Source organism: Leptolyngbya sp. ST-U4, from assembly GCF_039962215.1.
Taxonomy (GTDB): domain Bacteria; phylum Cyanobacteriota; class Cyanobacteriia; order Elainellales; family Elainellaceae; genus Leptolyngbya_A.
On record NZ_JAMPKZ010000001.1, the window covers coordinates 876,786 to 892,818 of the forward strand.

11 protein-coding genes are annotated in these 16,033 nt (G+C 53.0%); 4 read left to right on the forward strand and 7 right to left on the reverse strand.

Features of this window, described 5'->3' with window-relative positions:
* Nucleotides 1-49: 49 nt before the first annotated feature.
* A complete protein-coding gene (locus NDA02_RS03840) occupies nucleotides 50-631 on the reverse strand; it encodes a DUF3038 domain-containing protein (protein WP_190793086.1) in 582 nt (193 codons plus the stop codon).
* A 432-nt stretch (nucleotides 632-1,063) separates the two neighbouring features.
* On the opposite strand from NDA02_RS03840, the gene NDA02_RS03845 reads away from it, so the two are divergent.
* Nucleotides 1,064-1,795, forward strand: coding sequence for a TPM domain-containing protein (locus NDA02_RS03845; RefSeq protein WP_348248415.1), 732 nt, complete (start codon nucleotides 1,064-1,066; stop codon nucleotides 1,793-1,795).
* Between the two features lie 240 nt (nucleotides 1,796-2,035).
* Here NDA02_RS03845 and NDA02_RS03850 read toward each other — a convergent pair whose 3' ends face one another.
* Together NDA02_RS03850 and NDA02_RS03855 are read right to left on the reverse strand one after the other, a co-directional pair.
* Complete coding sequence (locus NDA02_RS03850; protein ID WP_348254436.1) at nucleotides 2,036-2,833, reverse strand: hypothetical protein; 798 nt, start codon at nucleotides 2,831-2,833, stop codon at nucleotides 2,036-2,038.
* Between the two features lie 641 nt (nucleotides 2,834-3,474).
* Entirely contained in the window at nucleotides 3,475-4,311 is an 837-nt protein-coding gene (locus NDA02_RS03855; RefSeq protein ID WP_190792230.1) for a Tab2/Atab2 family RNA-binding protein, read from the reverse strand.
* 343 nt (nucleotides 4,312-4,654) lie between these two features.
* Between NDA02_RS03855 and NDA02_RS03860 the strand changes: the two genes are divergently transcribed.
* The 3 genes from NDA02_RS03860 to NDA02_RS03870 all read left to right on the forward strand — a co-directional run bounded on the left by NDA02_RS03860 (nucleotide 4,655) and on the right by NDA02_RS03870 (nucleotide 9,555).
* Nucleotides 4,655-6,787 carry a TIGR00300 family protein gene (locus NDA02_RS03860; protein WP_190792229.1) on the forward strand — a complete coding sequence of 711 codons (2,133 nt, stop codon included), beginning with the start codon at nucleotides 4,655-4,657 and terminating at the stop codon, nucleotides 6,785-6,787.
* Nucleotides 6,788-7,016: 229 nt separating this feature from the next.
* Complete coding sequence (gene trpD / locus NDA02_RS03865; RefSeq protein WP_190792228.1) at nucleotides 7,017-8,123, forward strand: anthranilate phosphoribosyltransferase; 1,107 nt, start codon at nucleotides 7,017-7,019, stop codon at nucleotides 8,121-8,123.
* 103 nt (nucleotides 8,124-8,226) lie between these two features.
* Nucleotides 8,227-9,555 (forward strand): tetratricopeptide repeat protein, encoded by a 1,329-nt coding sequence (locus NDA02_RS03870; protein ID WP_190792227.1) that lies wholly within the window; start codon nucleotides 8,227-8,229, stop codon nucleotides 9,553-9,555.
* A 237-nt stretch (nucleotides 9,556-9,792) separates the two neighbouring features.
* Here NDA02_RS03870 and infB read toward each other — a convergent pair whose 3' ends face one another.
* From infB to rimP, 4 genes are all read right to left on the reverse strand, one after another.
* A complete protein-coding gene (gene infB / locus NDA02_RS03875) occupies nucleotides 9,793-12,909 on the reverse strand; it encodes a translation initiation factor IF-2 (protein ID WP_190792226.1) in 3,117 nt (1,038 codons plus the stop codon).
* Between the two features lie 476 nt (nucleotides 12,910-13,385).
* The gene (locus NDA02_RS03880; RefSeq protein WP_190792225.1) at nucleotides 13,386-13,649 is read right to left on the reverse strand and encodes a YlxR family protein; all 264 of its coding nucleotides are present in this window, start codon (nucleotides 13,647-13,649) and stop codon (nucleotides 13,386-13,388) included.
* 261 nt (nucleotides 13,650-13,910) lie between these two features.
* Nucleotides 13,911-15,272 (reverse strand): transcription termination factor NusA, encoded by a 1,362-nt coding sequence (gene nusA / locus NDA02_RS03885; RefSeq protein ID WP_190792224.1) that lies wholly within the window; start codon nucleotides 15,270-15,272, stop codon nucleotides 13,911-13,913.
* A 70-nt stretch (nucleotides 15,273-15,342) separates the two neighbouring features.
* The gene (gene rimP / locus NDA02_RS03890) at nucleotides 15,343-15,810 is read right to left on the reverse strand and encodes a ribosome maturation factor RimP (protein WP_190792223.1); all 468 of its coding nucleotides are present in this window, start codon (nucleotides 15,808-15,810) and stop codon (nucleotides 15,343-15,345) included.
* Nucleotides 15,811-16,033: the final 223 nt, after the last annotated feature.

The window sequence follows — 16,033 nt, forward strand, 5'->3', positions numbered from 1 at the left end:
GATGAGTGGAGGGGTAAAGAAGCAGATAAGTAGGGAGGTGGGAGAAGGGTTAGGATTTTGAGCGATCGAGGAGAGCTATCCAGAGGCGGCGAGAGCCATTAGGGGCACTGTAGAACAGCAGATCGATCAGCAGTTTGAGGGCGAGATGGGTCAGATCGTCAATGGAAGCCGTGTCATCCTCCATCCGTTCCTGATAGGCGTTGCTAAAGGTATCAAGGTAATCCCCTAGCAAAGCGGCATGGTGGGGCGGCTGATTTTGCTCGGTTAACTGCTCCAGCAGCGCGACGGCACGGCGAATGAGTTCCTGATGCTGGTTTGCCAGCCGACAAATGATCATCACCAGCGATCGAGCTTCTTCCACATCGAGCCGTTTACGTCCCTGTCCCCGCCGCAGGGGGCTAGATTGCCGCAGTCGCCAGAGGGAAACGCGATCAGCCACCACCTCGCTCAAATTCAGGTCAGCCGCCGCCTGCAAGACTTCCTCTGAGCCGATGTTTGCCAGCGATTCGAGTGCGAGCAGCACTAGATCAAGCTGTGCCTTAATATTGTCGAGCTGACTCGGCTCTGGTGCATCGACCAGTTCCAGATCTGCCCAGGTTGGCTTTGAGGAGGGCTTTGCAGAGGGGGGCATAATTTCAGAATATGCAGAAACGCGAGGGTTGACAGCGCAGTTACAACTCTTGAAACAGGGTTTGAACAATTCCTGAACTCATTCAATTCCTGAACTCATTCCTGAATTCATTCTTGAACCCATTTCTGAGCCAGGACGATCGCGGGTTTTGTCAGGTTTCACCTTAAATCAATTAATCAATCAATTGACTTCTGAATCAAGGCAGCTTAGACAGCAGCTTTTGAGATTCGATTCCTTCGCCGCGCTATTATCCTATCGAACTCTCAGACCTTCAACGTCCTCTAGATAGGTGACTTCACACGGACTCTACCCGCTACTCCGCCCAAGACACCCTTTCGCTTCGCCCGTTTGCTTTACTCCGACTTCAAGTTGCCCTTTGATTTGCCCTCCTGCGCTGTAGTATCGTCTAAGAGAAGCATTGGAACGCATTGGATGAGACAGTTGCACTCTCGGATTCTGCCATTTATTCCGGTTCGATCGATTTGGCTAACCCTGGTATCGATTGTTTTAATGCTTCAGGTTTGGCTGATTTCTCCTGATTCGGCGGCTGCAACTGGCGTTTACAGTATGCCGTCTCTCAGGGCGGGAGAGCAAACCTGGATCATTGATCAGGCAGGGGTGATGAGTCGGGCAACGCGAGGAGAACTCAGCAACGAACTGGCAAACCTGGCAGACCAGACCGGAAACGAAGTTCGATTTGTTACGATTCATCGGCTCGACTATGGCGAAACGATCGAAACTTTCACCAAGCAGCTTTTTGAAAAGTGGTTTCCAACGCCAGAAGCCCAGGCAAACCAAACCCTGCTTGTATTAGACAATGTGACGAACAGCAGCGCAATCAGCACTGGAGCTGAGGTTCAGTCTTTGCTCACGCCTGAAGCTGCCCAGAGCGTGGCGCAGGAAACCGTCATGGTTCCGCTTCGCAACGGCAATAAGTACAACCAGGCATTTCTTGATGCCAGCGAGCGGCTAACGGCAATTTTGTCCGGTGAGGCTGATCCAGGTCCACCGATCGTGGAAAACAACGTTCAAACCGAAGGAACTTTTGCCCGCGCCGAAGAAACAGACGATCGCAGCGCAACGATGATTGTTGTAGTTCTGCTGCTGGCTGCCACGATTATTCCAATGGCGACTTACTACATCTATCAGGCGATTCAGTCCTAATTCAGCGTTTCTTGAATCCATTGCAGCCTGAAAAGGTGAAAAATCAAAGGGGGGCAAGCAGCCCCCGTCTTTGCTTTAAAGGCGACAAAGGCGACACAAATTTCAATGCCTGAAGGTCGCCTTACCTGAGGCTGTCAACTCGGTTCGCAAAATGGTCTGACCCGGAGCCTGAATCCAAGAACCTGAATCCAAGGGCTCGACCCAATACTGCATCAATCGTCCAAATTTCAGAAATTCAAATTAGCGCAGAAACTCTAACGAAGTAGGTGGAGCATTTGTTTGAGGCTGGTCTGGGCGTTCCAATCGGGTTGGATTTTGAGGTTCCTTCACCAGCACATATCGATCGCCCCAGCCGTAATTCTCTGGTTCCAAAGCTGCTGGAGCAGGTTGACCGAGGTTCGGGGCAGTGAGGGCGATCGTTTGGCTCACTTCTGCATATCGCTGTCCTTCTGCAGTCGTGCGAACAATGCCGCGAGGCAGCCTGAATCCTTCTTCGGCAAGCTGTTGCTCTAGAGGCGTTAGCTGATCCTCAGCAGTAAGCATGGTTACAAAGGAGACAGTCTCGGCGGGTTTCAGCGTTAGCCCCAGTTTAGGCTGCTGCATTTGCCACTCCTCCCAGCCTTTGCCATCTGTGCCCGGCTGCTGAAGCATGAGTTCAGCCTGCCATTTACCCTCAGCGACGGTGGTTGAAGCGTAGTCTAGAACCTCAAAAGTTGAGCTAGGTGGGTCTACCGTGCTTTGTAAGCTGGCCAAATCCGATGAGCTTGTTGGATAAAAGTAGCGAATTGCCGCAACGGTGATTGGCGTATTGTCTGGAAGGTTTGTGGTTCCAGAGACAGTGTAGCCGCTGCGCTTGGAGCCAGATTCCACTGCCATTTGTAGGCTCACTTCTTGAGGCTGACCCGGAAGTGTTAGCGTCCTACAGCCGATCGTTAAAGGCAGCAGACTGGTGATCACAAGGAGGCATGGAAGCCAACGCCATTTAGCTGAATTTTGGGCAGGAAGCCGAAGACAAAGCTGAAGCAAACGATCGCACATGACAGAGCAACTGAGAAGGGAATGGCAGAGTAAATACGATCGCTTCTACGTGAGAAGCAAGCCGATATCAGGATTTCTACCTAGCCTTATTCAATCCTTTACAGCCCGCTTTATCGAGTCATTATAGAACAGTTATTTCTTCAGGGAAAACAAGGAAATTAGCGAATTTCAGCCATTTGGCGGAGTTGTGCAGCATCAGAAGAGTTTGTAATAGAAATCACAGAAGATAACTTCTCTTTGAAGTCGCAGCCTGGAATTTAGTTCTTGCGGTAAGTCGTTTTCCCTTGTGTTTTGGCTAGAGTTTGTCTCCCTTGTCCGCCGTTTTTTGAACCATGAGACCTTTCTAGGCTGCTCTTCTGATGTAGGTTTTTAAGTTAATCCAAAATCATTTCTGCCTTCAATTATCAGGAAGTTTGGCAAAGCGAGTTGATCGCTTTTCTCCTGGCTTGTTCACGATCGCCTCAACGTCCTTCCAGCTCATATCCTGCAGCACCCCATGACTGGGCGGAGCCATGACTTACTCAAGCTGGAGCGTTACTACATCAGGCTAAACCTCATCGTTCTGAACTTACAGTTTTAGCAATTCCAGACTTACAGTTTTAAACTTAAAGCCCTAAACTTTTAGTTCTAAACTTACAGTCCTAGACTTTAGTTTGTAATAGCCAAAACCCGGTGTAAGTCATCCCAGAATTATCGGGCTGAACTAATAGAAAATGGAGTCCTTTTGCCTGTGACTGGCGATCGCGAAACGTCTTTGCCGCCTGAATTACATCAGCATCTTCAAACGTTGTTAAGACCCATCGCTCAACCAAACCTGCTTCTAAAATTAAGCCGTCTGGCTGTCCAGGAATATAGTTGAGAAATACCGGGCGCGATCGCTGGAGCCATCGAGCGAGATTCATCGACTGTCTGCCCCCATCAATCACCACACCCGGAATGGGAAGCGTTGAAGGAAGCTGGAGCTTGATCGGAAACAGAGCATCCGGCATTTCACGAATTGGAATCGGGCGATCGATAAACGCTGAGACAAGATCCCCGGCTGGGAGTGCGGCAAACCGCCATCGATCGCCCCACAGGTTTTCGGGCAAGGGTAGGGGAGCCGGACGATCGAGCGTAATTGGATCGTAGGGTTGATTCGTGTAGTGGGGGAGCGAGCGATATTCAGCCGCTCTCTGAATTAAAAACTGCTTCAGAGCAGGAACAGAGCGGGTTTGCTCAACTTTGAGGCCCAGTTTCTCTGCTGCCGCCAGCATCAGGCTCACCGACTGAGGACGGAAAACCTGGAGACGATCGGGCTTTTCCTGCGGGTCGATCCACTGTTGAAGCTGAGCTGCGATCCAGTTTGAATCTGCCTCAGACTGAGAACAAAAGGCACTTGCGGTAAATTTGCCGTCAGTGTCGCAAACGACCAGTTCCCAGAGCGGACTGCCTACAGCATCTTGAAGCGGACGACGATAGAAATCAGCTTGCCAGCGCATAAATAGAGACGATCGAATTAATTTTTGGGGCTGTCCCTTCAACCATACGCGATGACGTGGACAGAATAATCTACCGTCAGAAACGCTCAGGCTCTAAAACTTATAACTACAACATTGAGAACTTGTGCCAAGATGATAGGTTGGCTTTCACCTTGGCTTCACCGCTGCCTTTACTAATTGTCTTTACTAACGGCAACAAAAACCCGCTTCTAAAATGTTCGTTCAGGCACAATTTAGATATCCCTTTCATTAGCAAGATCATTAGCAAGATAAGCCTTTGGTTAAAGTGTTCTGACCTAAGTTCCCACCAGCTTCTATCTCATCTAACGCGACAGGTTTACTTATGAGTACCTCACCGATTCGGTTTTTGATGTGTTCCCCCGACCACTATGACGTGGACTATGTGATTAATCCATGGATGGAAGGGAATGTTCACAAGTCTTCTCGCGATCGAGCCGTAGAGCAATGGCAAAAGCTATATCACGTCATTAAGGACCATGCCATTGTTGATTTAGTCACGCCACAAAACGGTGTACCGGATATGGTGTTTACTGCCAATGCCGGACTCGTTTTAGAAAAAACAGCCGTCCTTAGCCGTTTCTATCACAAGGAACGTCAGGGCGAAGAGCCTTTCTTCCAGCAGTGGTTTGAAGAGCATGGCTTTACCGTGCATACGCTGCCTAAAGATTTGCCGTTTGAAGGCGCGGGCGATGCGCTGCTCGATCGCGAAGGTCGCTGGCTCTGGGCAGGCTACGGATTTCGATCGGAGCTAGATGCTCACCCCTATCTAGCAAACTGGCTGGATATTGAGGTGCTGTCACTGCGGCTGATGGACGAACGGTTTTACCATCTGGATACCTGCTTCTGTCCGCTGGTAGATGGCTATCTGCTTTACTATCCGCCGGCGTTTGATTCCTATTCCAATCGCCTGATCGAGATGCGCGTTCCCGAATCAAAGCGAATTGCGATCGAAGAGGCAGATGCGGTCAACTTTGCCTGCAATGCAGTGAATATCGATCGCACGATCATCATGAACAAAGCTAGTGCGGAGTTGAAACGGCGGCTAGAAGCGATCGGATTTCAGATCGTCGAAACGCCCCTGACCGAATTCCTCAAAGCAGGCGGCGCAGCGAAGTGTCTCACTCTGCGAACCATAGAAGCAGTACAGCCAATTCACCATGCAGTGGCGGCAATCGAGTCGCGCGTGGTGCAGCTCGAAGGGCATTTGCTTGATTCGGGTCTGATCAACCGGGCGTTAGATACGATCGTTGAAGCGGGCGGCAGCTTTCAGGTTTTAAACTTCCGGCTGGGCGAACAGCGTCAAAGCACTTCTACTGCAGAGATTCGCGTCACGTCTCCCGATCATGACGTGATGGAAAATATTATGACGCAGCTCATTGATATGGGCGCAGTCGCTCGTCCGCAGGAGGTTTGCGACAATCAGCTTGAAACGGTGACCAAAGACGGCGTTGCACCCGATGATTTCTATGTCACTACGATTTATCCCACCGAAGTGCGCGTTAACTGCGAGTGGATTAAAGTCCAGAATCAGCGCATGGATGGGGCGATCGTCGTTTCGCAGACTCCAGAGAAAACCACGGCAGAATGTAAACTGCTGCGCGACCTGAAGACGGGCGATCGCGTGGTTGTGGGGGTTGAGGGCATTCGCACCATTCGCAAAACTGAGTCTCGTGAGCAGCGCAACGCGACCCAGACCAAACCAGACGAATTCAGCTTTATGGGTTCGGGTGTATCGAGCGAACGCCGCGTCGAGCTAGTAGTCGAGCAGATTGCCTGGGAAATCCGCAAGATCCGCGATCAGGGCGGCAAGGTGGTGGTCGTCGCGGGTCCAGTCGTGATTCATACGGGCGGCGGCGAGCATCTGTCTCACTTGATTCGCGAAGGCTATGTTCAAGCACTCCTGGGTGGCAATGCGATCGCGGTTCACGACATCGAGCAGGCCATGATGGGCACATCGCTAGGCATGGATATGAAGCGTGGCGTTTCAGTTCGGGGTGGGCATCGCCATCACCTGAAGGCAATCAACACGATTCGTCGCTGCGGCAGCATTGCGGAAGCCGTTGAACAGGGCATACTTACCGGTGGCATTTTCTATGAGTGCGTTAAGAACAACGTCCCCTTCTCGCTGGCAGGCTCAATTCGGGATGACGGTCCCCTTCCTGATACGCAGATGGATCTGATCAAGGCGCAGGAAGACTACGCACAACTGATCAAAGGAGCTGACCTGATTCTAATGCTGTCTTCGATGCTGCACTCGATCGGTACAGGCAACATGACTCCGGCAGGTGTGAGAATGGTCTGTGTTGATATCAACCCGGCGGTTGTGACTAAGTTAAGCGATCGGGGTTCGGTGGAATCGGTGGGCGTTGTGACGGACGTAGGCTTGTTCCTCAGTCTGATGGTGCAGCAGCTCGACCGGTTGACGAGTCCCTATAAACTGGCGCAAACCGTCTAGCAGTGACCAATTTTTAACTGATTGTTAAATCACTGGAGGGGTGGGCAGTTGTCCCCCCTTTTTTTGAGCCTGATACCCGCTTCTAGAAGTCGATCGCCGAAAAGCTGCGTAACCGCCTATGATCTGTAAAAGTCTGCCTTGCGATAGACCTTTTCTCTGCGATCGTAGGGTTTTGTTGGGTTTCTAAATCGATTGTTTCAGCAGTTTTTAAGTCTCCTCTGAGTCTGATATGAGCAATTTCCCTGCAACCGTAACTCCTTTTGCCCCGGATGTTTTCGCCGATCATGACTGGTCGCTTTTGCTGCAACAGCTTCTCGATGGGCAATCGCTGACGGTGGATCAGTCTGTGGCATTGATGGAAGGCTGGCTGGCGGAGGCAATTCCACCCGTGCTGTCAGGGGCAATTTTGACCGCAATTCAGGCAAAGGGCGTTTCAGCGGCAGAACTGACGGGCATGGCGCAGGTGCTTCAGGCGCGTTCGGTCGGCGGCACAGATACCTCAGGATTTCCCACTCCCCGAATTGATACCTGCGGCACAGGGGGGGATGGCGCATCCACGTTTAATATCTCAACGACCGTGGCGTTTGTGGCGGCGGCAGCAGGGGTTGCGGTGGCAAAGCACGGCAATCGATCGGCTTCCGGTAAGGTTGGCTCGGCAGATGTGCTAGAAGCCTTGGGTGTGAATTTGAGCGCGTCGCCCGACCGCATCAAAGCGGCTCTATCAGAAGTGGGCGTGACGTTTCTGTTTGCGCCAGGCTGGCATCCGGCGATGAAAGCAGTCGTCCCCCTGCGAAAAACGCTGAAAGTGCGAACAGTGTTTAATTTGCTGGGTCCGCTTGTGAATCCGATGCGTCCGACTGGTCAAGTCGTGGGCGTGTTTAGCTCTAATCTAGTAGAAACAATCGCCCAATCGATGCAGCAGCTCGGCATGGCAGAGGCGATCGTACTGCACGGACGAGAGAAATTAGACGAAGCGGGACTGGCAGACGCAACCGATACGGCAATCCTGTCTGGAGGCGAGGTTCGATCGCTAACCCTGCACCCCGAAGCCTTGGGACTCACCCCGGCTCCCACCGATGCCCTGCGCGGCGGCGAAGTGGCGGAAAACGCCGAAATTCTGCGTTCGGTACTGCAAGGTAAAGGGACACTGGCACAGCAGGAAGTGGTCGCCCTCAATGCTGCCCTTGCCCTTAAAGTTGGATGTGCCCTGCCGGAGGTTTCCAATGATCCGATCGCGACCTACCGTAAGGGAATTGCGATCGCCAAAGACATTCTCGCTAGCGGAGCCGCCTGGAAAAAAGTTGAGGAACTGACTGCATTTTTGCAAGTTGGTTAAACTCTGTATCCGGGCAGCAATCCGACGAGAGCGATAATTTTATCCGCAAATAGGGCATCCTCCTCACAGCCTTGGTGTGATTTACCGCGATAGGAGGGATGTGATGAAGCTTGCTCATGCGATCGTCTTGCTTACCAGTTTAGGAATTGGTTGTACGGCTGTCTCTGAAAGTGTTCTGGCGCAAACGGCTCCTGCCCCTGCCCAAACGCCTGCCTTACGGCCGAGTACAGCCAGTGCTGAACAGTTCTATCGCAGTGGGGTAAACCAGATTAACGCTGGAGAATTTGAAAACGCGATCGATAGCTTTAATCGTGCGCTCAATCTGTCTGCGAATTATGCTCCCGCCTATCTTTATCGCGGCTATGCTCAGGCAGCTCTGGGAAATTACACCGTTGCGGTGCAGGACTATAACCAGGCAATTGAACTTGTGCCTAATGATCCCCAGGCTTACTTTTATCGGGGCGTGAGCTACTCCAGCCTGAACCAGCCTCAGCAGGCAGTCTCTGATTTCAACCGCGTCATTGCCCTTGCACCAGAAGAACCGGATGCCTATGTTCATCGCGGCGCACTCAAAGCCAGCTTGCAGGATCAGCAGGGGGCACTGGCAGACTTTAACCGGGCGATCGATCTCGATGACGAAGACGCAGAGGCGTATCTCAATCGAGGCAGCATTTTGTTTGGGCTGGGTCGGACTCAAGATGCGATCGCAGACTTAAATGAGGCAATCGATCTCAATCCCGAATCTCCTTATGCCCATTACAATCGCGGCTTCATTTACTCCAGTCAGGGCGGACTGCGAACGGCAGTGGTCGATTTTACACGGGCGATCGAACTCAAGCCAGACTACGCAGAAGCCTTCCGCAATCGGGGGCTAATGCAGGCAAAGCTGGGCAATCATTCTGCCGCGCTCGGCGATTTAAACCGGGCACTGGCTCTAAATGCAAACGATGCCGAAGCCTTTAAGGTGCGGGGCGATGTGCGGGTTCTGGCTGGAGATTTGGTAGGCGCGATTTCAGACTACGATCAGGCACTTGCACTGCGTCCAGACTATGCCGATGCCCTCCGTAGCCGCGCCGATGTCCGTGTGGCGATCGGAAATCCAGCTGGTGCGGACGCAGACTATAGCGAATTCCTGGCGATTCAGCCCGAAGCTGCCGAAAACGGATCAGAAACCGCTGCGGTATTGAGCGATCGAGCCGAACTGCGGTTTGCAATGGGCGATCAGCAGGGCGCAATGGCAGATTACACTCAGGCAATCCAGCTCAACGGTCAAGACGCTCAGGCGTATATGAGTCGCGGTAGGCTCCACGCTAATCTGGGAGATCCCACAGCCGCCAGAGCCGATTTTCAGCAGGCAGCTAATCTTTTTCTCCAGCAGGGGCAGGCAGAAGGCTACCGTCAGACTTTGCAAGAAATGCGCGGATTGCGATAGTTTGACGACCCGAACTGCCCCTAAATCCCTCCAAGAATTCCTTCAAGTAAGGAGCTTTGAGCCGGAAGAGAGTTTCCTAGCTTTGGAGATTTCTACAACATCACTCTGAAAAAAGCAGCGACGATCGCCGGAAAAATCGCTACAAAAAAGGAGCCAGGATTTCCTGAACTCCTCTTTTTTTATCGTTTATCTAGCTTGGAAGACGATCCGTCCATTCATTAGAACAGGATCAGAGTCTTAGGCAGAAAGCGATCGGCGTTTTGCCACCAGTCGGAAGACTTCGATAATGTCTCCGTTCTGCCAGTCGCGGAAGCTGTCGGAGCCAATACCACACTCGTATCCGGCATTGACTTCCTTCACGTCGTCCTTCACCCGCTTCAGCGAATCCAGGTTGCCCTCAAAGACAACATCGTTTCTGCGGCGAACGCGCATCTTCGTGTTGCGGATTGCCTTACCCGACAGGATGTAGCAGCCTGCAACGGCTCCTCGTCCCACGGTAAAGACTGCCCGTACCTCTGCCTGACCGAGGGGCTCTTCTACCTGTTCGGGTTCCAGCAGACCTTCCATCGCACCCTGGATGTCTTCCAGCAGCTTGTAGATGATGTTGTAGTCGCGGACATCTACTCCGGCACCGTCGGCTGCCTGACGCGCACCGCTGGCAAGCGTCGTATTGAAGCCAACGATTACGGCACTACTTGCCGCCGCCAGATCCACGTCTGTCTCGGTAATTTCGCCCGGAGCAGCAAGCAAGACGCGCACCTGAACCTCTTTCTGCGGCAACTGCTGGAGCGCACCGAGGATTGCCTCGACCGAACCCTGCACGTCTGCCTTCAAAATCAGATTCAGTTCCTTCAGATCGCCTTCCTGAGCTTGAGCAGAAATGGTGTTGAGGCTAACCCGACGCGACGCCATTGCCTGTTGAAGGCGAGACTGACGCTGCTGATCCAGACGACTGCCTGCGACTGCACGCGCTTCTTTCTCGTCGCGGTAGACCTCAAAGTCATCACCTGCCGCCGGAACATCGCTCAGACCCAACACCTCAACTGCAAAGGAAGGAGTTGCTGCATCTACGCGCTTAAGGCGATCGTCGATCATTGCCCGCACCTTACCAAAGGTAGAACCTGCGACCAGCACATCGCCCACGCGCAGCGTCCCGTTTTGAACGAGCAGCGTCGCGACCGGACCCCGTGCCTTATCCAGGTGTGCCTCAATCACCGTGCCCTTCGCGGTGCGATCGGGATTGGCGTAAAGATCTTCGACTTCAGCCACCAGCAGCAGCATTTCCAGCAGCGTATCGAGGTTGTCACCCTGGAGCGCGCTCACCGGAACCATAATCGTTTCGCCGCCCCACTCTTCAGGAACCAGGCTGAACTCAGTCAGTTCCTGCTTGACGCGATCGGGCTGAGCTCCTTCTTTATCGACCTTGTTGATCGCAACGACGATCGGCACTTCAGCAGCTTTAGCGTGGCTAATTGCTTCGATCGTTTGAGGACGCACTCCGTCATCAGCAGCTACCACCAGTACGGCGATATCCGTGACTCTTGCGCCTCGTGCCCGCATTGCAGTAAAGGCTTCGTGACCTGGCGTATCCAGGAAGACGACCTGTTGTGTACCGTTCTCGGTGTCCACATCCACGTGATATGCACCAATGTGCTGCGTAATGCCGCCTGCCTCGCCCTGAGCCACCTTCGTTTTGCGGATCGAGTCGAGCAGCGTGGTTTTACCGTGGTCAACGTGACCCATGATCGTCACCACAGGCGGACGCCGCTGGAGGTTTTCTAGATCCTCGGCGGACAGCATTTCGGTGATCTTCTTGGCTTCGGCTTCCACTTCGCCTGTCTTCACTTCGATCTCGTATTCCTGCGCCACCATTGTCGCGGTGGGAATATCAAGAATCTGGTTGATGTTTGCGGCAATTCCCTTCATAAAGAGAATCCGAATTAGCTCCGTTTCAGGGACGGCCAATTCGATCGCCAGATCGTGAACCGAGAGCCCGCCCGTAAGGGTAATTTCCGTCGGACGCTGCCGCATTTCTTCCTGCTGCTTTCGGTCGCGCCGACTGCGGAAGGATTCAGACGATCGCTTCTGCTTCACAGGAGCAGCTGCCGCCACGGGTTTCGCTTGCTGTCCAGGACGGCTCTTTGGCTTCGGCGGACGTGCCAGCGAAAGGCTGACCTGTATAGGAGCATCCTCATCAAGCTCATCTTCGTCGAGGATATCTTCTAGCTCCAGATCTTCCTCATCAATCACAGGCTGAGCGCGTCGCTTAGTCTTCGTCGCTGCCTTGCCTGTCTTAGCGGCTTCCTTCTCTTCCTCTTCTTCCTCCTCCCAGGTCTTGCCTCGCTTGGGCGGACGATTCAGAGTGGGACGACGAACTTCTTCACCGCCCGGCACAAAGGGTCTAACAATACCACCGTCTTCAGTTTTCGCAGCCGTTTCCGCACCGTCTCCGCCTTCTCCGGGACGCGTGGGTTTGCGGCGCAGCTCAATAACGGGCTTGGGCCTCAGCGGTGATTCCGGGCGACCCGCACCACCGGGCTGATCGTTACGTCGAGGAGCTTCCCGAACCGAAACGCCACCTTCACGCGCTTGGACAGGCTTAGCTCCTACTTCTACCTGCTCTGCCGCTTCTGCTCTTGCCTTCCTCAAAACGGGCCGGTTAGTTAGATTCGGGGCTGAGCCATCAGCCGCCTTGACCGGACGAGGCGGAGGAGAGCTAAGCTGGGGCTGGGGAGCGCGAACGGATTCCACCCTGGGAGCCGCCCCATCATCAGAAGAGCTGCTCTGCATTGGCCTTGGTGCAGCTACCTGCGGCGTTTCCTCAACCGGAGCTTCAGCTTGAACTAGCTCTATCTCGACAGGAGCTTCGACCTCTTCTATCGTCGCTTCGATCGATTCGGGACTGGGCTGGGCCGCTTCGTCTGCTGGTGCTGAACGAACCGGGCGGCTGGGTGAATTGAGCTTTGCGGGGGCTCGGTCTGCGGTAGGTGTGGCGGGGGCAGAAGCCGAGCTGGTTTCAACCTCTGCACGCTTGGGCGGTTCTGCAAGAGGGCGGGTTCTGCGAATTTCTAGAATTTGCTGCTTCTTCACAGGGGGTTGAATACTAGACGGCCTTGACGAAGCACCTGCCTGAGAAGCACCTGCCTGAACTGATGCCATAGGCCTGGGTGCAACAGCATGGTTGGGTGTGTATTTCTCGGCAGCAGAACGAATCCGCTCCGCTTCCGCCTCAGTAATGGTGCTGCTATGACTCTTGTACGCAATATCAAGCTGGTCGCAAACTGCCAGAATGTCTCGATTGTCCAAATTCAATTCCTTCGATAACTCGTATATTCTCACTTTGCCGTTATTCATCCACTATCCCCTCTACGTCCCAAACGATCTTGATTAGGTTACATACTGACCTGCACTTCTGGTGTACAAAACAAATCAATCCCACCTGGAACTGTTTTACCTTATCGACTCAAGCAGGCAGTTTACCCCTTCCTTGAGATTGATTCAGGCTCAACAGCTTTTATTTAATCAGATGAATTGAGTACTGCTTTACCGGGATAAAACAGCTTCCCTTACCATCTTGCACGAATTTCGGAATGTTGAAGACGTTTTTCAGGTTAAGAACGACTTGCACCACGGAGTGCAATCTAGGCTTAGATGACTCAGGTTTCAGTTCTTGCGGAGTGCCTGACCTGATAGTTACTGCTTAACGAATGCCCTGCCTCCGTGAGTGCATCAATTCAACCAATCTCAATCGATTAACCTCAACTTATTACGCCTCTCTGGGAAAAATCGCTCGCTTGACTTTCCCTGACTCAGAAAGGATATATCAACAATTACTCTATCGTAGCGGTTGTGGAAAGTCGTTGCCACAGAGTTCGATAAATTTCTTCAGAAACTGTCGCCTTCAAGGCACGTCCCAGACGATCTTTACGTTGAGCAGTCTGAAGACAGGCCGAGTCTGGACAAAGGTAAGCCGATCGCCCCATCCCCTGATCTAGCATAACAATTTGTGAAGGAAACGATCGCACGACACGCCAAAACTCTTCTCTGGGAGCAACACGGCGACAGCTAATGCAGCGGCGATGGTTGGGGGGCATAGGGGTGGATGGGTAGGGATAAGGGTAGGGCAAGGGAAGGGAATGAGTGAAGGGATAGGGGCAACGGGGTGAAGCAGCAAGGACGTAAAGCCTGGAGGAGATAGCCTCATAGGGAGCGTCGTAGGGTAAGAGACAACACTTGCTCTTTTTCTTTTGCTCACCCACTGCCTAATCTCGTCCTTGGGTACACCTTAGGTACAGCATGAAACTTTACTCACTCCTCTACCCTCCACCCTTGCACCCCTCCACCCTCACCAACTCCTACGATCGCTCTGGACGCTGCACTGCCTCTCCCAATTCGCTCCCAAAGCCATCTCTGGCGGATTGTGCCATTTCCTCAGCATCGAAGTCTTGTTCGGTCAGGACGGCTGCTTCGTCTTCGGCAAGGGGTTCTTCATCATCGTACTCGTCCTCGTACTCGTCCATTTCGGCTTCGCGGGCGAGGCGGCGTTCTTCAGCAAGTGCTTCCATTTTGCGGGTTTCGGCTTCGTAGTCGTATTTAGCAGTGTCTTTGATATCAATTTTCCATCCGGTGAGGCGAGCTGCCAGGCGCACGTTTTGCCCTTCTTTGCCGATCGCCAAACTGAGCTGGTCATCGGGAACAAGGACATGGGCCTGCCGCTCATCGGGGTTAATCAGCCGGACTTCATCGACCCTGGCAGGGCTGAGGGCGTTAGCAATGTAAGTAGCCGGGTCGGGCGACCAGCGAATCACGTCAATTTTTTCGCCGCGCAGTTCGTTTACCACAACTTGAATGCGTGATCCCCGTGCACCGATACAGGCTCCAACCGGGTCAACATCTCGTTCCAAGGTATCGACGGCGATTTTGGTGCGGGGTCCAACCGATCGTGAGGGCGGATTGGCTTCCCGTGCCACTGCCACGATCCGCACGACCTCGTCTTCGATTTCGGGCACTTCAGTGGCAAACAGGTCTACCACCAGTCCGGCATCTGCCCGTGATATTAAGAGCTGTGGTCCGCGATGGGAGCCTTCCAGCACCTTCTTTAGGAACACTCTGAACGTAGCGTTTGCTCGATAGTTGTCGTTGGGCAACTGTTCGCGTTTCGGCAGTTCGGCTTCGACATCAGGTTGACCGAAACCGCTATTGACTGCCATGACAACAGACTGCCGCTCAAACCGCAGAACCCGGGCCTGAAGTACCGTGCCTTCTAGCTCCTGGAATTCTTCCTGAATCAGCTTGCGCTGCTGATCCCGCAGTTTTTGCGCTAGCACCTGCTTTGTTTGGATGGCTGCCATACGTCCAAACTCACCCTGGTCTGGGGTAACATCCAGAACAACCGTATCGCCCAACTGCGCTTCGTCGGCGACTTCCTGCACTTCTTCCAGCGAAATCTGGTGATCGGGGTTGGAAACTTCTTCCACGATCGTCTTGGTTGCTAGCACCCGAAACCCTTCGTCTTCGATATCGAGTTCGACTTCAAAGTTATTGAAATATTCTTCGTCAAACGCAGATACATCTGGGCGATGGGTGCGGCGGTAGCGTTCGTAGCCTTTGAGCAGTGCTTCGCGCAGGGCAGCCTGAACCGCGTGCTTGGGCAAATTTCGTTCGCGGCTGATGCCATCAATTAGTTCCTGGAGTCCAGGAAGGGCAACCATTGACATAGGTTAAGTCCTCTCTTCAGTTGTCAGTATCTTCAGTTGTTTGAATTTCTTTGCGGGTGAATTGTTGCTGCTATTCCTCAATGCCATCGACGAGCTGCACCTGACTTACCAGATGACGCGGGATGGCGATCGTGCGTCCTTTGCGGTTCAGGCGAACTGCCTCCTCGTCGCGACGTACTAGCCGACCCGTCCAGTTGATATGACCCGAGTATGGCTCTGTAGTCGTCACCAGAACCGGAAATCCCTTAAAGGAAATGAACTCGCGATCGGAGGTGAGCGATCGAGAAATTCCAGGACTGGAGATCTCCAAAACATAGGCATCGGGAATTATACTCGACGCATCCAACGCGGCTTCAAGAGCACGGCTCATGCGCTCACAGTCATTCAGACTAGTATCGGCTTGCAGGTTTCGCACATCTACCCGCAGCACAGGCGGACTTTGGTTGGTTTGAAACACGGCTCCAACCACTTCTAGCCCCAGGTCGGCGGCAACGGGCGATGCGAGTTCGAGAATGGGCGGAATTAAAGGATGGGTCATGGCAGGTTGCAAATCAGATAACCGTTGCTTTCCTCAATCTGTTTGATGAAACTGAATTTGAGAAATCGTGAGCCACGGTAAAACGCAAAGACAATAAAACACAGCAATAAAACGCAAAAAAGTGGGCGATCGACCCACTTCTGACGGGAGTTATCATCAGAACCCCGGAAAGCAGTTTTCCCGGTAGATTTTCAGTTTAACGTATGGGGTTTGAGATGGAACG